General features: G+C 27.2%; 8 protein-coding genes and 1 tRNA gene. 6 read left to right on the top strand and 3 right to left on the bottom strand.

Features of this window, described 5'->3' with window-relative positions; translation table 4 throughout:
- From ACSH4Z_RS00985 to ACSH4Z_RS00970, 4 genes are all read left to right on the top strand, one after another.
- Window positions 1-909: an MSC_0622 family F1-like ATPase gamma subunit gene (locus tag ACSH4Z_RS00985; protein WP_438340757.1), complete on the top strand. Its 909-nt coding sequence runs from the start codon at window positions 1-3 to the stop codon at window positions 907-909.
- Window positions 909-1,382 (top strand): MSC_0621 family F1-like ATPase epsilon subunit, encoded by a 474-nt coding sequence (locus ACSH4Z_RS00980; RefSeq protein WP_438340756.1) that lies wholly within the window; start codon window positions 909-911, stop codon window positions 1,380-1,382. The genes ACSH4Z_RS00985 and ACSH4Z_RS00980 overlap by 1 nt, the downstream gene beginning before the upstream one ends.
- Window positions 1,366-3,495 carry an MSC_0620 family F1-like ATPase-associated subunit gene (locus ACSH4Z_RS00975; RefSeq protein ID WP_438340755.1) on the top strand — a complete coding sequence of 710 codons (2,130 nt, stop codon included), beginning with the start codon at window positions 1,366-1,368 and terminating at the stop codon, window positions 3,493-3,495. The genes ACSH4Z_RS00980 and ACSH4Z_RS00975 overlap by 17 nt, the downstream gene beginning before the upstream one ends.
- Before the next feature lie 270 nt (window positions 3,496-3,765).
- The gene (locus ACSH4Z_RS00970) at window positions 3,766-7,026 is read left to right on the top strand and encodes a hypothetical protein (RefSeq protein WP_438340754.1); all 3,261 of its coding nucleotides are present in this window, start codon (window positions 3,766-3,768) and stop codon (window positions 7,024-7,026) included.
- Window positions 7,027-7,155: 129 nt separating this feature from the next.
- Here ACSH4Z_RS00970 and ACSH4Z_RS00965 read toward each other — a convergent pair.
- Window positions 7,156-7,231 (bottom strand) — tRNA-Arg (locus tag ACSH4Z_RS00965).
- A gap of 458 nt (window positions 7,232-7,689) precedes the next feature.
- On the opposite strand from ACSH4Z_RS00965, the gene ACSH4Z_RS00960 reads away from it, so the two are divergent.
- Window positions 7,690-9,384, top strand: a complete 1,695-nt coding sequence (locus ACSH4Z_RS00960; RefSeq protein WP_438340753.1) for a S41 family peptidase — start codon at window positions 7,690-7,692, stop codon at window positions 9,382-9,384.
- Window positions 9,385-9,446: 62 nt separating this feature from the next.
- Here the strand turns inward: ACSH4Z_RS00960 and uvrC are convergent, their stop codons facing one another.
- Together uvrC and ACSH4Z_RS00950 are read right to left on the bottom strand one after the other, a co-directional pair.
- Window positions 9,447-11,141, bottom strand: coding sequence for an excinuclease ABC subunit UvrC (uvrC, locus tag ACSH4Z_RS00955; protein ID WP_438340752.1), 1,695 nt, complete (start codon window positions 11,139-11,141; stop codon window positions 9,447-9,449).
- 3 nt (window positions 11,142-11,144) lie between these two features.
- On the bottom strand, window positions 11,145-12,059 hold the full coding sequence (locus tag ACSH4Z_RS00950) for a gamma-glutamylcyclotransferase family protein (protein ID WP_438340751.1): 915 nt from the start codon (window positions 12,057-12,059) through the stop codon (window positions 11,145-11,147).
- A gap of 193 nt (window positions 12,060-12,252) precedes the next feature.
- Here ACSH4Z_RS00950 and ACSH4Z_RS00945 point away from each other — a divergent pair, with 193 nt between their 5' ends.
- The gene (locus ACSH4Z_RS00945; protein ID WP_438340750.1) at window positions 12,253-23,124 is read left to right on the top strand and encodes a hypothetical protein; all 10,872 of its coding nucleotides are present in this window, start codon (window positions 12,253-12,255) and stop codon (window positions 23,122-23,124) included.
- Window positions 23,125-23,130: the final 6 nt, after the last annotated feature.

The following is a 23,130-nucleotide window of genomic DNA, read 5'->3' as shown; positions in this document are numbered from 1 at the left end:
ATGCATTTAAAAAAATGAGAAGAAAAATTACAAAACCTTGAAGGAATATTGACAAAGGTAAATAATTCCAAAAATATTCTTTTGATTGAGATAATGAAGCTTACGAGAAAGCTAAAATTCAATATTTCTAATGCATTGCTAAATATCAACTTAATCAATGCTATTAAGGAAAAATACACAATAAAAAATAAGTTAATTAATGATTCTGAAAATAATAATAAAACTATTCAAAAACTACGTAATATATTTAAAAAACGATCAGTACTTTGGATTTATTTGACCGAGAACCAAAAATACTCAACAGATTCATATAGTAGATATGAAAAAAAGCTACTTACAAATGTAAATCCTAAACACGATGATTTTATAACAATTGGCCAAAGAGCTAGTGAATTTTGTAATCAAAACAAGTTTGACGTAATAAAATCCTTTAGTGAAGAAGAAAAACAGGCTACCAATCTTGCTTGAAGAGTTAGTCAATTAGTTAAGACCTTATATATAGATAATAACTATTCAAAAGTTAATTTTGTTCTTAATACCAACAAAAATTATAACGGGCACTTTACAGTTCTTCCTATCGATGAATTCAACATTAATAAACTAGTAAATGAAGTTGATAAACAAAATTCAGTTGGTGATATTTCTGGTTATAAAATTTATCCCGGTATTGAGGATTTTGTTGAAAATGAAATAAACATCATTTTAGAAAATGCTATATATTCATTGTTAATTGAGTCATTTTTCTACAATGCCAAAAATGACCTTGTTACAACCAATAAAATTATTAATCAAATTGAAGAAGATATTGCAAAGGTTAAGAAAAAAATAATTCGTACTAAACGCGAAAAGGAAATTGAAGAAATTGTTTTATTAACAAAAGCAAACGAAGGTTTTGGGGGTATTAAATAATGATTAATAATAATTCATTTAAAATTAATATTCACTTCATTGGTAATAAACATCTATCAATCAGAAATGCCATATTATTTATCAATATTGATGAAGAGGATGAGTGGGGTCTTGCTAATTCGAATTCAATGATGGCATTTGAAAACACAGTTATTAAAATTAGAGACCTTGATCAAGAAAAAGAATTATTTTTATTCTTAATTAACGCAAATATAATCATCAAAGAAAACGAAATTAACATTAATTCATTTAGTAAGTTAGAATTATACAAACAAAACAATAAGATAAAATTTGATAATTTGCAAATCAAAGAAATAACAACTAAAATTAATTACTATGAATCATTGCAAAAAATTGGACTAAGTCTTGACCAATTTCTTGAAGAAAAACATTTAAAGCAAAGGCTATATATGCTAAAAATGGAGCAAAAACTAAAATTAGTCAAGGAGGAAAATTATGAAATTAAAAAATAAATTATTCTCTTTAGGTTTAATCAGTGTGATCCCGCTTCCCTCGTTAGCTCTTATTTCTGCCTACAATCGTCAAGACGAAACAAAAGAACTCAAACAGGATGCGCCTCAAAAACCCGCTGATCCAAACAAGCAAAAACCAAAAGCTCCAGAAAAACCTAGCCTAGCTCTCGACTTTGATACCTTTGCCAAATTTACAAAAGATAATGTGGAAAAAAATGTTGAAAAAATAATTGACTTTACCATTAAATATCTTGATAATGAAAAAGGGAAATTGTTGAAAGATTTAGACAAGGATTTTAAACCTAATTTAGAAAAACTCATCTACATCCAAGTCCTACAACAGTATCTTGAAAAAAACAAAGATGCATTAAAAACTAAGCATATGAATAACCTTGGTTTCACAATTGTTTTTCCATATGTAATGTCAACTAATAAAAATTACATTCCATCTGTAGTTGAATACGAAGGGCAAAAATTTGATAACATAAAGGTCGGAAAAACTAAAGAAACTAACTATGAAGAACAAATTAAGCCAAATGGAAAAATTACAAAAGATAAAGAACAACTTAATACAATTACCAAACAAAGACTTGATAAATTAATAAAGGATTACTTTGGTGCGTTGCAAAAGCAACTTCCAAACATGCTTTTTGACAAGGTAGACATTCCTAAAATAGGAGAACAAATTAATATTAAATTCGGCACCTTCAAAGAAAAAGAAAATACAATTAATGGTTTTAGTTTTACTCAGCCCAAAGACTTTGCATCATGAGAAGATTACATTGTTTCGAAATTGCATAAGAAATTTGTTAAATTTGATCTTGAACAGAATAAAAAATTCATTCTTGATGAACAAAAAAATAAAAAAGAAGATGAACCAATAAGAAAACCGCCAATAATTCCTGGGGATAAACAACAAAAAGAAATTGATACCCAAGAGCAAATTCAAGCTCTTCCTTCGCTAATACCTAATGTTTCTTCAATTTACACATCTAAAACAGCAAACAATCTAAAAACGTTTTTTGATAGTTCAAAAGCAGAAGAAAAAGAAAAGATATTCTTTTTTGATAATGCCATTAACACTAGATTTAAATATAGCGTAATTAATCTAAAAAGTGAAGGTGGAAATTCATTATCAGCAACAGTGAGAATTAGTGATAGAGTAGATCCTAAAAAGAGTCGTGATTATGTAATTAAAATAAATATTGATACTTCTCCGGAACAAGAATCACTTAATTACGCATATGAAGAAATAATTAAAGAAAATAAACAACTATTTAGCAAAATATTTACCGCTTTGGGAATTGATGACAAAATAAACTATAATGATTTAAGAAATGATACGCTACGTAGCGTTTTATATAATATGGTTGGCACAGGGGTTTTAATCACTAATAAAGAATCGTATGTAAATGCTGCTAACGATATAATCACAAAAGCTGCTGAAAATCTCTTAAAAAACGAAAATAACAAATCTGTTATCGAAGCCGACATTAAAAACTCAAATTATCTATTATTAACTAGTTTATTTTCTTCAACAATCAATGGTGTAGATTATTTTAGTAGTCTTGCTAACTCTCTTAAAGCTGTTTTAATACAATTTGAAGAAATAATTAAGATAAATAAAGACATTATTAAGAAAAACTTTGCTCAAAATGGATTTGATTTAAATTTAATAAATCAATATTATGACCTTATAAATAAACAAATATCTCGTTTAATTTCTTCAACTGGTTCAAGAACTATTAATATTTTTAGCTGATATGATAATTACACTAAGCAAGTCAAAAACATTATTGAAAGATTTGATATTCTTGCTGCTTTAATCGATAATAAAAAGCCAGATAAAAAAGAGGACAAAGAAAAATTTACAAATTCATATCTAAAAGCGGAAATTCAAATTAAAGATAATAATCTAGAAGGAAAGAAAGCTTTAAACCAAGCTGGTTATGCAATATTTGCAATTAGTGCATTATTAACAATAATTGCAATTACCTTTATTGCTATAAAAAGCAAAAAACTCGGTACTATAAAATTAAAAAAACTTTCAATTTCAGTAATCGGCATAATCTTGTTTGTTCTTGTTCTTTCTATTGTAATGTCAATAATCTAATTCAAAATAGAGTTTTTAATAAGAAATTGTTACACAATTATTAAAACTCTATTTTTTTTTTTTTTTTTTTTAAAAAAAAAGCAAAAACTAACTAGGCTAAATTTTCAAAAAAGCTAGTAAATTTCACATTTCAATAGCAAAATAAGTTCAAATTTGATGCCCAATTTATAACCCTGCCCAATGTTCATAACCCGAAATTCAAAAAAAAAAAAAAAACATTATTATATTAGTAAAAAAATTAAATACCAAAACATAAGAAAAGGTTTAAATATGACTGAAAACAAACATGAAATTAAAACAAAAAAGAAAAAAACACCTAGAGTTTTACTAGGAGCAGAACTAGCGATAGCAGCAACATTAGCAACTGGCGCCATAATAACAGCATACCTAGTTAGCAATAACCAAAATAAGTTAGAAATAAACAAACAAAAAATAACTAGTAACTCAGCTTCATTTATACTAAAAAACTATAAAAATTATGAAAACACCGAATTTACAGCAAGAATCTTTCCCGAAAATAATCCAAAAGCTTTTCTTGAAAAGAAATACATTATAAACAAAAATAATGAAACCATTTCTTGGGGTGAGAAAAGAAACGAAGCTCCTTTAGAATCTAGCACTGATTATGAATTTCAAATAATTTTTAAAAATAAACCTATTTTAAGTCATAAATTCAAGACATTAAACAATATAACTGAACTTAATAAGAAAGCAATAGAACAAGAAAGAACAAATAAACTATTAAAAGAAGCGCAAAAAATTAAAGAAGATTTAGAAAGAAAACTCTTAGATTCACTTACAAAAAACCAGGAATTAAAAAAACAGAATGAAAATCTAAAAAAAGATAAAAACTCACCCAAAACAAATTCTTCTATTGATTCAAAAAAACTAAGTGCAATAATCAAAGAACTTCAAATGGCAATTATTGAATTAAAGCAAGCTAACCATAACCAAAAAAATGCAACACAAAAATCATATGAGGCTAACCAAAATTTAGTCCAAAAACAAAATGAAATTTCTTTAATAAACAAAGAGCTTGAAGAAGCAAAAAATAAAAAAGAACTAATAAATAACCAAAAACAAAATGCTGATAAAAATTTAGAAAGAATTAACAACATAATTAGCCAAAAAGAATCTGAAATTCAGGCACAAACTAATGTTAGAAATCAACTAGAAGCACAAAAAAATGACAATCAAGAGAAAATCAATAAACTACAAGAAAAGATCAAACAAACAGATCATCTTTTAACACAAAAACAAAGTGAAATTTCAACTAAAAACAATGAATTAATAGAGGCAAATAAAGAACTAGCGCAAGCTCAGGAAGCACAAAAAGCAACAAAGCAAAGCCTAGAAAACACAAACAGACAAATAAAAGAACTAGAAACTAAAAAAGAAGAGGCTGATACAAACCTTTTAAATATCAACAATAATTTACAAGAGGAATCAATCAAAATTTTGCAATTAGCAAATGATTTACAAAGTGCGATTGATGAATTAAAAAAAGCAAATGAGTCTCAAAAGAGTGCAATAGAAAAAGCAAAGCAAGCTAAGCAAAAACTTTCGCAGAATCAAAATGATATTGCTCTAAAAAATAAGGAATTGCAACAACAAAATAATCTAAAGAGTTCACTACAACAAGAAAAAGCAAAGCTAGAACAAGGCCTACAAAAATACACGGAAGAAATAAAAGAAAAAACTGCTTCCAAAACTACCAAATCACAAGAAAAAAACAAAGCTTCAAGTGCATTAGATACAAGTAAACAAAAAATCACAGAAACTGAGAATAAATTAGATGAAACTAACAACTCAATTAAAGATAAATCAGTTGCTGTATCTAAAAAAGAAAAAGAATTAGAAATAGAAGAAACTAATTTATCAAATCTACAACGTTTAGAACAATATAATATGCAAGTGCTGCAAGAAAAGAACACCGAATTAGATGGAATTAGTCAAATTTTAGCGCAAACAATACATACATATGAAGAGGCTTATAATCAACATAAATCAATAGAACAAGAAAGTTTGAATGCAAAAAATAATATTGAAAGAATAAAAAAAGAAAAAAAGAATGAATTAGAAACTATTAAAGAAATACAGGATGAATTTAACCAGGAAAAGAAAGAGCTTGACGACGAAACTGAAAGAAGATGAAAAAAAATAAAAGATATCGAAAACGCCCCCGACACCAAAACAAGTGAGGAAAGGGAAAAAAGAGATGAAGAGTGAAGAAGTGCAATAATATCATGATATGTTTGAAATAATTTTTCACTTAAATCTCGGTTAGAGAGACTCAAAAAACAATATGATCGAGAGCTAATGGATTGGGATTCTGACAAAATTATGTCTGAACTTAAGGCTGCTGAGCAAAAATATAACGATGCCCAAAAGGTATTAGAAGAAAAAACAAAAATACTTGCCGAAAAAACTAAAGAAAAAGATAATGTTCAACAAGAATACAACAATGCTGAACGTGAAAAAAATAACGCAACGCGTGAACTTGAGCAAACAAAATCTTCTATTCAAGCAAAAAATAACGAGATAGATAGGATAAAAAGAGAGTTAAATGCTGCGAAGCAAGAACTTCAGGATGCTAATGTTACAAAACAATCAAATATAGCAGAATTACAAGAAGCTAAAAAAGAATATGAAAGTAATATAAAAAACTTAAATGCAAAAACAATAGGTGAACAAAACTCCATTAATGCATTGCGGAATGTAGAAACAAATAAAAGTTTAATAAATCAGAAAATAAATGAAGTTATAGCAAAAATAAGTCAAATAGATATAGAAATTGATAAAATCAACCAATCATTAACACCACTAAATATTTCAAACCAAGCATTGCAAACAGCAAATAACGGGGCCGAAAGTAAATTAAATCAAGCCAATCAAGATGTAACACAAAAAACTAGTGATCTTGAATTAGCTAATACTAAATTAAAAGAAGCGAACGCGAAAATTCAGGAAATTAAAACAAATAAAAGCAAAATAACATTGACTAAACAAAAAAATAATGCCGATTTAAAAGAAGCTTTGAAAAATAAAAATAATCTTGAAACTCAACTTCAAACTGCGATACAAACAATAGACAAAAAACAAAAAGAACTAAACAATAAGAACCAAGCATTAGAATTTGCAAGATTAGAGCAACAAAAAATTCAAAATAATAAAGATAATACAATATCATTATTAGATATTGCACAACAAAATCTAGATAACACAATTGAGCAATTAAAAAATAAAGATAACGAGTTGCAAAAAACCAAACAGCAACTTAGCGAATCTCAAAATATCTTAAAGGAAACAACACAAGATATAAGTGAACAAGAAGAAAAACTAGAAACTATAAATAAAGATATTACAAACCTAAACCAAACTTTAGTAAGTAAAACAAAGGAAAAAGAAGAAGCAAATTTAGCAAATACAAATGCTAAAAAAGAATTAGAAAAAACAAGTCAAGAATTAGTTGAAAAATCAAAGAAACTTGAACAACTAATCAATAAACCACAAACCTATACTAATAACTAAAAAACAAAAATATCAAAAAACATCAGACTCAAATTTAAATAAAAAGATTTGGGTCTTTTCTTATTTTGTATTAAAAACAATTAAATTAAGTTTTATTAATAATTTAGTATAAAAAAAGAATAAAAAAAATGGCGATCGTAGCAGGATTCGAACCTGCGACCACATGCTTAGAAGGCACGTACTCTATCCCCTGAGCTACACGACCGTTGCATATAATATTTTAGCACTAAAATAAATTTAAGAACGCTTTTTATAAAATTTATTTTTGAATTAATTATCACAATACATATAAAATGAATTTTGATATCAAAATATGAGCTTTTTATATAGGCTATTATCCTATAATAAAAGATGCAAAATTTTGATAAAATTGTAGTTAAACAATTAAATAAAATCATAAATCTATCTTAATTTAAGTTGAGTTTGTATTTTTAAATCATAAAATTGGGAAAATAAATATTTAATTTCAAATATCAAAAAATTTTGTTTTTGTATAGAGCAACACAAACTTATAAATTTTTCAAAATCAATAAGTTTTTATAAAGAAACTAATTAAATTAATCTATTTCACATCTTTGCATAAGTAAATCAATAATTTTGATAATGAACCTTAATAAAAGCGTAAAATTTCAATATTATAGGGAATTAAGAGGGAATTAAAATATGAAGAAAAAGTTCTTATTTCTATTAGGTACACCATTACCACTAATATCATTGAGTGCTGTTTCATGTTATAGTGATTTTGATTATTTAGACAATGGTCCTTCTAAAATTTTTAATATCAAGAAAACAAAATTTATAAATTTATCATCAAAAGATTATTCAATAAAAAATAAAAATCTAAACTTATATTTTCTTGACAATAAAATTCATCAACCATATGTTGCTATTGAGGAAATGCTAGGTGTTTTAAATGGCTTCGTTGATACTTCGCTAATTAGAAAAAAACCGACTTATGACATCAATGCAACACAACTAGTTTCAAATAATCAATTAATGTATATTGACGCAGATCGTGATATTATTAGTGTTAGCAACGAAGCATTTTTTAATTTTGTTAAGCAAAGCAATTTGACTAATTACTCACGCTTCATAAGTTATGAAGGCTCAAAAATTGAAAATATTAATGATTTAAACGGACCTATCAAATTTGATTTAAGAAGTTATCACATCGATATTTTTAAAGAGGGGAGAAGAACTTTTATTCCTTTAAGTATTTTTAATACCTTATTTTGTAGTCAAAACTATTACAATCTCTACTATAATGGCGATGCGGTTTATGGTAAATTTTTTTCACTAATGGAAGATGAAAATGACGCTTACTCATATCAACAAGGTTCATGGTCGGCGGATAAAGAAACGACACAGGATCGAATTTATAACCTTGATAATCTCTTATTTACCCTTGATAATTTTTATGGACTTAAATCATATAAAAATATATCAAACTTTCAACAGTATATCGGCGATATAAAAAAAGAATTATTAAGCAATAATCCCGATATATATAACAAGGCATATGCAAAATTATTCTTTAACAAATTAAATGACTTGCATACTAGAATTAATATGTTAAATATATTCACAAACAATAGTAAAAAAATCAATGATTATGCATCTAAATTATATGGAACTGAACGAAGTGAATATGCCAAAGTTAATGAATACCTTGAGCAAAAAAGAGCCATACTTGAGCAAAAAATTAAACAAGATGGCTTTATTATAAATGGTAACTTAGCATATATTATTATCGACAATTTTGAAACAGCATCTAATAATGAAATTTATGCAAAAAATATCAAAAGTGACACATTTGAATTTTTAAGAAATACATTGCAAAAAATATTAAAACAAAAAAATATTAAAAATGTTGTGATTGATATTTCTAGAAATGGTGGTGGAAATATTGGAGCAATGTATCGTGCTGTTGGTTTATTAACAAATAAGGACATTGTTGTGCATAGTAAATCACTACTTTCTGGTATTATAGAAACACAAAAATATAAAATCGATGCTAACAAGGATGGCAATTATTATGATAATGATGCATTTGAAAACTTTAATTACTATATATTAACTAGCAAAAATACTTTTAGTGCTGCTAACACATTTTCAGGAATCATAAAGGAACTAAAAGTAGCCAAAATTATAGGTCAAAAATCTGGAGGAGGGACCGCGCCTGTATTGCCCTTGGTTTTGAATGATGGAACATCAATATCAACTAGTTCACCATTAAATTATTTATATAAACATCACGGATCAGAAATAAATCTAGAAGATGGTGTAAAACCAGACATTGAAATTCCATATAACAACTTTTATGATATAGACTATCTAACTAAAATTTTGCCTAAATAAATCTAAATTTAAATTGAATTTTTTTCTTTAAACAATAAAGTAGGAATTTAAAATTCCTACTTTTAGATTTTTATTTTCTTAATTTCACTAACGATTTTTGTACTAATAATTTTAGATAATTCTAAAATATCTGCGTCAATTATTGCCTGATATGAGCCAAACTTTTCCAATAATTTTTGTTCTATCTTAGGCCCAACACCTTTTATTTTTGTTAAGAGACTATCTGTAATTATTTTATTGTGTCTTTTATTATAAACGGCCTTAGCACTCTTATCGACATCATATTGAATTTGCGATAAAAAATTAAACACCTTAGCATCTGAAATTTTAATTTCTACGCCACTATCATTAATTAATCTCGCAAACTCGTGGTGATTATTTTTTACAAGTCCGAAAATAGGCACATTTTTATGAAATTTTTTCAAGGCCTTAATTGCAGCATTAATTTGAATCTCACCGCCATCAACAAAAATCAAATTAATATCTTCATCAATTGAATGATCACAAAAAAATTTACTAATATTTTGATACATATAATGGTAATCAGAATTAGCATCTTCATTTTTGCAAAGTATATAAGAACGATTAAATTTCTTAACATTAATTCCATCAACAAAAATCATCCCTCTACCAACGACTTCTTTAGTTGCTGATTGAAATGAATTATCGAATATTGCAAACCTTGAACAATCAATATTTAATATATTTTTTAAAGATTGGAGAATATCATTGCTTTTTGTCTTATCTTTTATTTTCTTTATTTTATTGCTTAAATCATTCTTAGCATTAGCATTAGCTAAATCAAGTAATTTAGAATTTATACTATAATTCTTTTTAATAATCGAATTTCTAATTTCTTTATTAAAAGGCTGATTCTTATATTTATCATCAATAATTATTTGATCAGGAATAAGATTGTTTTTATAAAAATTTTCTATAAATTCAAATACCAATTCTTCTTCATTTTTTTCAAAACAAAATTGAAAGTCTTGGCGATTATTTAACAATGAATAACGATATTGTAAAATAGAAGCAAACAAAATATTATCATATAAATATACGCCCCATACATCAATAGATTTTTTTGTCTTTAATCTAATGTTTTGGATATTATTCTTTTCGTTTATAAAATCAAGAATTTTTTTAAGTTCTTCCGCCCTTCTAAAATCAAGTTGTAAGGAGGCGCTTCTAATTTTACTAATTAATTCTTGTTTAAATTCTTTATTAAATTTTATTATTTCCTTTGCTTTTGCGAATCTTTTATCTACCTCTACCGGAGTCATTTTTTTAATAATTAATCCTTCTTGCGTTTTTAATAAATGGACTAAATATTTAATTAATAGACGTGTTTTTTCACCATCTACAACCGGACCATAATAAATAATATCATCACGTTTTTTATATTCATTTTTAAGTTGTATATCAATACTATTGGCTTTTTTTATAATACAAATATAAGGATAATTATTATGAGAGGGGAGCATTACATTATATTTAGGTTTATATCTATTAATACTAGCTCGTTCAAACATCAAGGCTTCCGATTCCTTATCAAAAACGGTTGTATCAAAAGAAGCAATATGTTTTAACATTGCACTAGTTTTAAATGAATTATGAACATTTTTGTCAAAATATTGTGACATCCGTGATTTTAGGTTTTTGGCTTTGCCTACATAAATAACATTGCCATCTTTATCTTTTCAAAAATAAACACCAGGTTTTGTTGAAACGTCTTTAATTAATTCTTTATCAATCATTAGTTATTTCATATTTTCTTCAAGAGTATGAATAATAATATCTAATCTTCTAAATGGATCGATATCAAAATCATTAAGAGTTATTTCATAGGCAATATCTTCAAATACACCAAACTTAGGTTTTTCGATTGTTTTATCTAACTTCAAATTAATGTACTTAATTGGCTTTTTATCTAATAAGAAATCAATATTAAATTTATAAAGTGGTTTAATATCTTTAATAATTTCTACCCCTTCAATTTTATTTTCTATAGCATGATAATAAAAAATACTATTTAATGAATTTTTTCTACCAAACGAAATTAATAAAGCATATTTTTTATCATGAATTTTAATACCTAAAACTGCATAAGGGTCAACCAAATAATTCTTAAATTTTTGGTCATCCAATATCAATGCAACATACGGATGCGAAAGATGAATTATTTTTTCAAATTCTTCATCGGAAATTTCATATAAAATAGCATTATCAACCAACGGAAATAATTCTGTTTGTTGTTCTAACGTGATAAAAGCTTTTAAATTTTGCTCATTTTCATTAGGCGAAGTTGAAAATCCCATGTCATCGGTTGCTAGATAATATTTACCAAATTCTAATTTAGTATACACATATACGTTTTCGATAATTTCGTTTGTATCAGTGGCAATAACATTGGCCTGAAATCTTTGATATTGAGGAAACATTTCTCATCTATCAATCATAAATAATTCATCCTTTGTTATTTCAAAAAGAGTGCCTTTAACTTGATGGGCAATATCTTTTTTTAATAAAAAATATGCAGTTTCATCAACACACTTAGCATAGCCATTTAATAAAGCGGGTCTTCTTACGCAATCAGGCGACAATAAATTTTTATAGAACAATTCATCTTGAATAGTTCCATATGAAAATAAATAAATTTTGTTGTCTTTTTCCATTTTTACTCCTTAAACATAAACAAATTTTAGGTAGATATTATTAATTATATTTAATATTATTTTTTTAAGCCCATTTTAGCTTGTAATATTTAAAAATTTCCTAATTTTGAGCCTCTTTCTTTTTTTTTTTTTTTTATCTAAAATATTAAATTAATGTAAAAAACTATACAAAAAATATTTTATTGAGGTGTTTATGAAAAAAACAAATAGAAGAAAAAAAGTTGTAGCCGGAATAATAACCGGTGTTTCAATTGGGGCAACAATTGGAACGGGCTATGTTCTTTTAAATGAAACAATAAAATGAAATCACACAATGGCAAAATTGCAAGTATTAATAAAAAAGATGAATGAGTGGAAGAAACAAAATGAAATTGATAAAAAAACATATACTCACGATCTTTATGCAACCTTTGAAAAAGAACTAAATGAGCTAGAACAATTATTAAATATAAAAGACATCAAAAAAGTAGATGAAATATTAACTAAATTACAATCATCTAAAATTAATTTCAAGAATTATAAAAGTCAATATGATAATCTTGAATTACTTAATGGTGAAGCAATTTCTGAAAAATCGTCATTTAGTGATCTTCTTACAAACTATGAATCTAAGTACAATAATAAACCTTTTGCTACCAAATATATAACTATTTACAATCAGGAAAAAACAAATTTGGAAAATCAATACAATAATGCAACCAATGAAGATGGACTTGCAAAAGTAAAAGCCAAAGCTATTGAATTAAAAAACAATCTCCAAGTGTTGTTTAACCTAACAGATGAAATTTTAAATGCAAAAAACATTGATTCAAAATTTCCTTCTGATATCAAAAATAAAGGTATATTTGAAAAAGCAATCAAAGAAGCTGAAAAAATTCTTAATAATGCAAATGCAACCCTAGAGGAAAGACAAAAAGCACTAAATTCTTTACATGAAAAAATTTCAGAATTCCAAAAAACTCTATCATTAGAAAAACAAAACCTAATAAAGCAAATTAATGACTTAGTAAAAGATGCCGAAAATTATAAGAACACAACCCTCGATTATGACAAATATAAAAATTTAGCCAAAAAATTAGACGCTGAAATAACCAACATAAAAAATAAAATGAGCAAAGATAATGAAATTGCTACACTGAGAGAAATTCTAGAAAAGGCTAAACCACTAAAAAGTGATGCACAACAAATTAAAGAAGCTATTGATGGTTTAACCCAAGAATTACCTTCTTCACAAAAATTATTAAAAGAAATCGAATCAGCTAGTGATCTATTTAGTTCTCAAAAAATTGAAGACGAATTAAAAAATGCAATAAATGTAGGTAATGAAGCTCTAAAAAAACTTGACAAAAATAGTATTACAGAAGCTTTAGCTAATCTAAACAACAAATCAGAACAAGCAAGTGATTTAATTACAAAACAAAAAGACAAATTAATTAGTGAAATAACTGGCTTAATTGAAAAAGGACATCAACAATTAGATAAAATTAAATCTTCTGATGAATATGAAAATAATAGAGATCAAATTAGCGATGCCATTGAAAAAGCACAGCGAAACAATAATACTAATACTTTGTTAGGCGATCTAGTTACAAATAAAAATATACTTGATAGTTTATTAACAAAAACTAAAAAGCAAGTTGCAAGAGATAATCTGACCAGAGAAATTGCCATCGCAAAACAAAATCTTAAATATACCAAAGAAAACAATATTATTAGTTCAACTAATGAATTTGAAAAATTCATACAAGATGCTGAAAAAACGCTAGAAACATTAGATAATGAACAAAAATCCGTAGATGAAATTGAAGTTGAATATAACAACGGTGCTAAAACTTTAAAAGATAGCTACCTTCAAAAATCTAAGGAAGCATCTATAAACACACTAGTTGAAGCTAAAAAACTTAACACTGAACTAGAACAAGAAAAATTTAAGGACAACGGAACTTATCATGTTTCTAAAAAGGATCTACAATCAAGAATAGATTCGGCCGAAGCAACAAATAGCAATGCTAACTCAAATAGTTACAATGTTCTTGAAAAACTTAACGAGCTAAATAAAGCAATTAAAGAGGCTAAAAGATTCCGTGATGCTGATGAAAATGAACGCAAGAAAATAATTGAAGAAATTATCGAATTAAAAAAAGACATTATTAGCAAAAAGAATGAACTAATTGGTGCTCAAAATGGGCTAAAAAATGAAAATTCCGAAAAATATAAGACATTAATCAAGGAATTAGACAAAGTTTTAGAAGATTATAATACTAACATTGAGCCAAATGTTAGCGATTTTGGCGTCGCGAGATTAGATGATGTTAAAGTTAATCTAAAAAAAATAGTTGATAAAATACCTAAAGAAAAAGAAGAAATCAATAAAAAATTTAGCGAATTAAATACTAAATTGGATGAATTAGTTAAAAAAGCAAATGACTTTGTATCGCAAATGCCAACTGATGAATATAATCCTGAAAAACAAGATCTAAAAGATTTAATAACCAAAACGCAAGATCCAACCAATAGGGATGCTATTGATGAATTAAAACAATTAGTTGAAGATTTTAAGGATAAAAATCGAAAAGCGGAAACAAAAATTATCCAAATTAATTCTAATAAAGACGAAGAAATCGAAAAAATTAATAACAAGATTGCTGAAATAACCGATTTTGCTAATGCAAATAAAGATGAATATCCTCAAATAACAACCCCATTATTAGAATCGCTAAAATTAGTCAAAGACAATAATTATCCAAGCTATAACAATACTATCCAAGAATTACAACAAAAATTATCTAATATCACAAGCGCACTAGATAATGCAAAACAGTTGCTTTCAAATACACAAAATAAAGAACAGCTTTCATTATCAACCAACCAACTTGAGGCTATAAAAGATAGCATCAAAAGTAATGATGACGAAATGATGCAACTAAAGCACAACTTAGATGTTGAAATTCAAAAAGCACGTGAAATAATCGCAAAAGAACAAACGGATAAATATACTCAAGAAAAACAAACTATTGATAATCTAAAGCAAAGCGCAGAACAACAAATTATTGATTTTGAACAAAAATTAACAGAAGCAAAAAGTAGATTTAACCAGGCTAAAGAAAGTGCTAATAGCGTTCTGGAACAAGCAAAAAGTGATCCTAATAGCGCTAACTATGCTGACATCATTACTAAAATCAAAGAAAAGATTAGTCAAAATGATGTTATTGATGAAAACGGTCCTTTAAAAAATATTGATGCTGCAACAGCTGAACTTAATGGTTTAGCAAGTTTTTATAATGCAGAAAAAGAAAAAGCTGATGCTATTACACAAACTGCTCTTGACAAACTAAATCAAGAAATCGAAAATGCTGAACAAATTAAAAACACAATGGAGCAAGAACCAGATTTAGATACACAAAAAGCAGTGTTAGAAAAAGCAATTGAAGTTGCTAGAACTTCACATATGCAAAGTCCGAAGTTAACTAATAACGCTATAAAACAAGCTCAAGATACACTAAAGCAAGCAGAGGATGTAGCAAATGACGCCATCGATAAAGCAAATAAGCGAAAAGATGGTATCAGAACAAATATTGCTCAAAAAGAAGTTGAAATTCAAAATTATATTAACAATGTTTTAATGAAACCTGAATACGAAGCTATTAAAAATGATCTAGATGCCTTTTTAAAATCTTATGAGGCAAATGATAAAAATCTTCTAGGGCAAAAAACTAGACAGCAACTAGATGATTTAGTAACACAAATGAATATGCATCTTGATTCTGCTAAACAAAAGAAAGACGAAAAAGATGCAGAAATAAGAGCTAAAAATAAGCAAGCTCTAGCAGAAGCAAAAGAAGCATTAACAAATGTTTCAAATTCAATAACAAGCAAAGATCCAAAAATGATTGATTTAAGAAACGAACTTAACCAAGCAATCAGCGAATCAGAAGCAATCATTACAAATGAAGAATCAGATAAATACGTTAGTCAAAAAGAAAAACTAGAAAACCTAAGTAAAAAAGCAGAAACCACAAAAACAGAATTTGCTAAGGAATTACAAAACACCAAGGAAGCTCATGCGCAAAAAATTCTTGACGTAAGAAATAAAATCTCACAACTTCAAGCAGATGAAAATGCAGCTAATTTAAATAATGTTATTCAAGAACTGCAACAAGCAATTACAGATAATCAAACAATCGATGATAATCTACCACTATCAGAAATTAATAATAAAAAAGATCAATTACAAAAAGCAATAGAAACTGCAGAAAACAAAAAAAATGCTGAGGCACAAAAAACTAACGAGCATTTAGCACAACTACAAAAAGCAATAACAGATGTTAGTGCTACAAAAGACTCAATGACTTCTGAGCCATTATTAAGTAGTGCCCAAACTAACTTAGAGCAAGCAATCGCAATAGCACAAACAGCAAAAAATCAAACTCCAAAATTAGCAAATAACGAAATCGATGAAGCTAAAAAAACATTACTACAAGCAGAAAATATTGCCAAACAAGAAATTAAAAAGATAAATGATCAAAAAGACCAAATTAAAAATCAAATTAATCAAAAAGAAACAGAAATTCGTGATTATATAAATACCGATTTAGCAGGAAATGATTTTAAAAATATAAAAAGCGAATTAGAAAAACACTTAAATGATTATGTAAATAATGAAAAAAATAGCTTATCAAATAAAACAAAACAACAACTTACCGATTTACTATCTAAATTAGATTCACAACTACAAGACATTAAGAATAAAAAACAACAAAAAGACTTAGAAATTAGAGAACAAAATAAGCAAAAGCTAACAAAAATAAAAGAAACCCTTAAAAGTGTTGGTAATAGCATCACAAGTCATGATCCTGAAATGACAAAACTAAAACAAGACATTAATACAGCTGTCACTGAGACTGAGGGCATAATTAGCAAAAACGAATTTAATAAATATATATCGCAAATTTCAAAAATCGAAAGTTTAAAAACTGAAGCAAATAAAAAGATAAGTGACTTTACTAAAAAATTAAATGCCGAAAGAGAAGCATATAGACACAAGCTACAAGAAGCCAATAATAAAGTATCTGAATTACAAAATGATGCAAACTCAGCAAATCTAAATACTGTAATTCAAAATTTGCAAAACACAATAAATCAAAATAACAATGCCCCAGACAGAGACCCAATTTCATCATTTACTACTAAAAAGAATAATTTAGACCAAGCAATAAAAACAGCTGAAAGAGAAAAAGCTGTTGCAAATCAGAAAACTGAAGCAAATTTAGCAAAATTAGGAAATACAATTGATACATCGAAAACTACGCTAAATTCAATAAATTCTGAACCTTTATTATCGGATGCTAAAAATAAATTAAGTGAAGCAATAAAAACAGCTGAGGGTATAATAAAAAATCACACACCTAAAAAACTAGCTGATAAAGATATAGAAAATGCAAATAAAACCTTATTAGAAGCAAAAACAGCAGCAGAACAAGCTATAACAGATATAAATAGCCAAAAAGACTCAATCAAGACGCAAATAAACCAAAAAGCCAAGGAAATTGAGGATTACAAAAATAACCTAAATGGAAATCAATACGATGAAATTAAAAATAAATTAAAAACAGAATTAGATAATTTCAATAGCAATAATAAGAATAATCTTGGTTCTAAAACAAAAGCTGAATTAGATGAAATATTAAAAGATCTAAATAAAAAATTATCCGATGCTAAGGTAGACAAAGCTAAAAAAGATAATGACATAAATGCTCTTAATAAACAACAATTAACAACTGCAAAAGATAATTTAAAGACATTTGTCAATTCAATAACAAGTAATGATAAAAAAATGTTAGACCTTAAGAAAAAAATAAACGATGCAATTAAGGAGGCTGAAAGTACAATTTCCCAAGATCAAACAGATAAATTTGTTGAACAAAAGAAGAAACTTGATGATTTAAAAGAAAAATCTGAAAAAGAAAAAACATCATTTGATGCCAGAGCAAAACAAGCAAAAGATGACTATGACCAAAAACTAAGAGAAGCTCAAGAAAAATTAAATAATCTAAGAAGCGACCCAAATGTAGCAAACCTAACTGATGTAATTAATACTTTGCAACAACAAATTAACAATAATCAAAACGCTAATATTAATGATGCAATTCAGGATATTGACAACAAAAAAGAAGCGTTGCAAAATGCGATACAGGCAGCAGATCAAGCCAAAAATGCAGCAGATCAAAAGACACAAGCAGCTTTAAATAAATTAAATGATGCAATAACTGCCGCAAATAAAACAAAAGATATGATGGCAAATGAATCTGCACTAAATAGTGCTAAGGATACATTAAGTGAAGCTATAAGAGTTGCTCAACAAGCAAAAGATAATAATCAAAAATTAGCCGATACTCAAATAGAAAGTGCAATTCAAACATTAACTCAGGCTGATAATGTGGCAAAAGAAGCTCTCAAAAATATAAATACTGAAAAAACAACTTTAAGAGACCAAATTTCTCAAAAAATAGATGAAGTTTCAAACTTTTTAGATACATTAAAAAAACATAATGAATATAAAGAAATCAAAGATAAATTAGATGCAACTCATAATAAATACAAAGAAAAAAATGTGCTAAATTCAAAACCTAAAAATGAACTTGAAAATATATTAAAGGAATTAAATGATGCACTAACTGAAGCACAACAAAATAAAAATAAAAAAGATAATGATATCAAAGAAGCTAATAAACAATCACTTGCACAAGCAAGAGATACATTGCAAAATATTTCAAATTCAATTACTAGTCATGATAATGAAATGACAACACTTAAAGCAAAACTTGATGAAGCATTAAAAGAAACAAAAACAATTCTTGATAATAATCAAGCAAGTAATTATGTTACTCAAAAACAAAAATTAGAAGATCTAAAAACCGAAGCCGAACAAAAGAAGAAGCAATTTGAAGCTAAATTACAACACGCAAAAACTGAACATAATAAAAAAGCTAAAGAAGCAGAAGCTAAAATAAACCAATTAAATCAAGACAAGAACTCTGCAAACTTAACTAATGTAATTAAAAAATTACAATCAGTTATTGATAACAATAAAAGCATTAATGATAATGACAGCATTGTAAATATAGACAATAAAACAAAAACATTGCAAAATGCTATTCAAAATGCCGAAACAGAAAAAACCACTGCAAATCAAAAAACCAATAACGAACTTGCTGAGTTTGAAAAAACAATCCAAAATGCTGATGCAACTAAAACCGCGATGGATAATGAGCCAGCATTAGATAGTCAAAAGCAAACCTTGCAACAAGCAATTAATACAGCTAATGGTATTAAAAACGCAAGTAAAAATGCAACTGATGCTCAAATAAAAGAAGCTAATAAGGCACTTGCTAATGCTGAAAAAGTTGCAAAAGATGCACTTGATAATATCAATGTTCAAAAATCAAAATTGATAAGTGAAATTCAGACAAACGCTAATAATGTTCAACAATATATAACCCAAAATTTATCTAATAATAGTGATTATAATCAAATTAAGACTGAATTAGAACGAGTTTTAAATGCTTATAATAAGAATGATAAAGCAAATATTAATTCTAAAACAAAACGCGATTTAGAACAACTTAAGTCAAAACTTCATGATGCACTTGAAAAAGCCAAAAGTGATAAAACTCAAAAAGATACCCAGATTGTAGCAAGAAATAGACAAAATCTAATAAATGCTAAAAATCAAATAAATGGCGTTGTAACGCGCATTATTACTCATGACCCTGAAATGGTTGCACTTAAAAAACGCTTAAATGAAGCTATTAAAGAGGCAGAAAGAATTATTAATACTAATGATCAAAGTAAATATATTCAGCAAAAACAAGTAATTGATAACTTAAAAAATGAAGCAAACCGCGCAATAAATGATTTTAATAATAGACTTCATGCTGTGCAAGCTCAACATGACCAAAAACTCGGAGATGCACAAGCAAAATTAAATTCATTAAAACAAGATCCAAACCAAGCAAATTTAGCTACCATAATTAGTAAATTGCAACAAAAAATTAATACAAATAAATCCAAAGCAAATATTGACCCAATTAAAAGCATTTCAGATAAGACTAAAGCCTTAGAACAGGCAACAACAAACGCCGAAACACAAAGAGTAGCCGCAAATAAGAAAACTGATGCTGAAATTGCTAAATTAGAAGCGAGTCTTACCAAAGCAAATGCTACAAAAACCGAGATGGCTAAGGAACCAGCATTAAAAAGTTCAACAGAGGCACTTACAAATGCGATTAGTTCAACACAACCAGCAGCTAATAAAACTACTAAACTAACTGATGCTCAAATTATCGATGCTAATAAAAAATTGACGGCGGCTGAGGATGTTGCCAAAAAAGCTCTTGTTGATATCAATAAACAAAAAGAAAAACTAAGAGTGCAAGTTCAACAAAAAGCAAATGCAATTAACACTTATATAACTTCAAACCTAAATAAAAAAGAATACAGCACAATTAAGAAAGAACTACAAGATATTCTTAATACATACAATTCGCAAAATAAACCTCATCTAGCAGCAAAGACAAAAGCTCAATTAGAAGAAATATCTAGAAATCTAGAAAATGAATTAAATAAAGCTAAACAAAAGAAAACAAAACAAGATAGCGATACAAGCATTGCTAATAAGAAAAAGGAGATTAATAAATTAATTGACCAAATTCCTTATCCTCAACCAAATTCAAATGAAGCAACCCAAGCTAAAAATGCTCTAAAAAGTGCTGTTAATAAATTAAATGATATGCAAAGCTTAAACCAAAAACAAACTGAAATAACTAATTTTAGTCGCCATATGCAAACAAAGAAAGATCAATTAAATGCAAATGGCGGAAATCTGAAATATTCACAAAATAACGCACAAGCAGTTCAAAAAATAAAACAAAAGCTAAATTCAGCACAAAATATAGACCAAGCTAACAACGCGTTGCCTGATGGTTGAGCAAATAAGATTGGGACATACAAAAATGTAATTAATAGTTCATTTGATAACGGGGCAGATAAAAATAATTTAATAACAAGATTAAACCAAACTGTTCCTACAACAATAACTGGTAATAACATTTATAATGAAAATAACCTAAAAGATGAAATAATACAAAACTATAAACGTCTTTCAAAAGTCAAAATTGGCACTTTAAGCAATATTCCTCAAAATGAAAAAAATAATATAACGAGAAATATCGATAACATACAAGTTCCTAGCGATCATAAAAATTTATCTAAAACCATCGATGACATTAAGTCGCTTGTGACAAATGCTACAAGACAAAACTTCAACTTATTTATTGATAAATTAGCATATCCAGAAGATTCATCGCAATTAAGAACTGATTCATTAAAAACAAAAGCAATAATTAAACAAGCACTAACATCTAATATTGATTATTCAAATAAGGTCACTGTGGAAGCGACTCTTAATACACTAAAAACAAATATTGATGCATTAAAAAATGAAATAAACAATATTAAACCAGAGACAAAGAAAAATGAATTCTTAACAGAATTTTCTAAGACTGATCACAATAATATTTCAACACTATTACAAAATGTTAGAAAATATAAACAGAATTATGAAGACAAAAGGCGTTCAGCTCAAGAAGTTATTTCGCAAATTACTGATCAAAATGAAAAGAAAAAACTGCAAGATAGACTAAATAACTCAACAAATAGTATTAAAAACCTTGATACTATTAAAACTGATGCAGAAAAGCAAAAGGAAAAAGAGATAAAACAAAAAGCTGAAATTCAAGCTAAAAAACAAGAATTAATCGAACAAATTAAAAAATTACCTAATTCTCCTGATAAAAAGAATCTTTTAGATAAGGTAGAATTATCAAAAACTGAACCAGAATTTTCGGCTATCAAATCAGAAATTAAAATTATTTCTAGAAAAATAGAATTAAGAAAAGAGGTTGACAAATTAGCACTATTTGATTTATCTAATAATAGAGGCGGATTACCTAGTGAATTTAGACCCGAAGCTAGCGAAGCGACAAAATATAATCTAAAAGATCTTTATAAGCTTATAAATAATGCCTCATCAGATAGTGAATTAAATACAATAAGTGAGAAAATAAATCAACAAAGAAATGCGGAGTTAGAGGATTTAAGAAAAACGAGGTTAGGTTCAAACGGTGATTCAGATTACGGTAATAGTGTCATGAAGTTAGCATTAAATCAGTCATTATCTATAGCCGTAAATAACAAGGCAAAGGATGCTTCTGGAACATTAACTGAACAGTACAGAAAAGAATATTATGCTTTGGATTCAGAAATCAAATCTGCTGATACAATAGAAAAATATAAAGCCGCAAAAATTAAAGCTGAAAAATTTATAGCAAAATATGAGTCTAAAGATACCAAAAAATGATTGCCATTCTTTAAACAAAGGGTTGACTCGCATTACAAAAAACACCCAGCTGATGCAGGTCCATATAATGTAACAATTCCTCTAGGTTCGTGATCGCATATAATATCTGAGTTTGAAAAACAAGATACTGATAGAGCGGGAGCTATAAAGGCTGAAAATCAAGCATTGTATGAAGTTTACTACAAATATAGAAGAAATGCTAAATTAAATTATGAGTTTCTAAAATTAATAGCTAGAGTAAAAGATGCTGGAATAGTTGACGATTCGACCCGATATAGTCTAGAGCAATTAAAAAATAATTTTGAAGGTTTTATAAATGCAGAAGATAAGAGCAAAATTATTTTAGAATCAAATAAACAATTATTCGGTACATACAATGTTTCTGAATGATGAAAAAGAACGTCACAAATTAGTTTCTTAAACTGATGAGCAAAAAAAATAGCCAATGCTCCAGAAAGCTTGATTAGCCAAGAGGAAAAATATGAATTGCTAGATAAAATAGCTTTAAATACAGACTCAACAGATAAAGCATTTTTAGAAGAATGAAAAAAATTCAAAGATAGATTCTACAGTAGTAGTCTAATTGGCCCTGGTGAATTAGATAACGATGGCTATCCAAAAAATGCTAAACCTTATATTTGAAGATAAAAAATA

The organism is Mycoplasma sp. 125, from assembly GCF_051549845.1.
Classification (GTDB): domain Bacteria; phylum Bacillota_I; class Bacilli_A; order Mycoplasmatales; family Metamycoplasmataceae; genus Metamycoplasma.
Note: the sequence above shows the minus strand (reverse complement) of the source record. Positions and strands in the feature narration are given on the sequence as shown.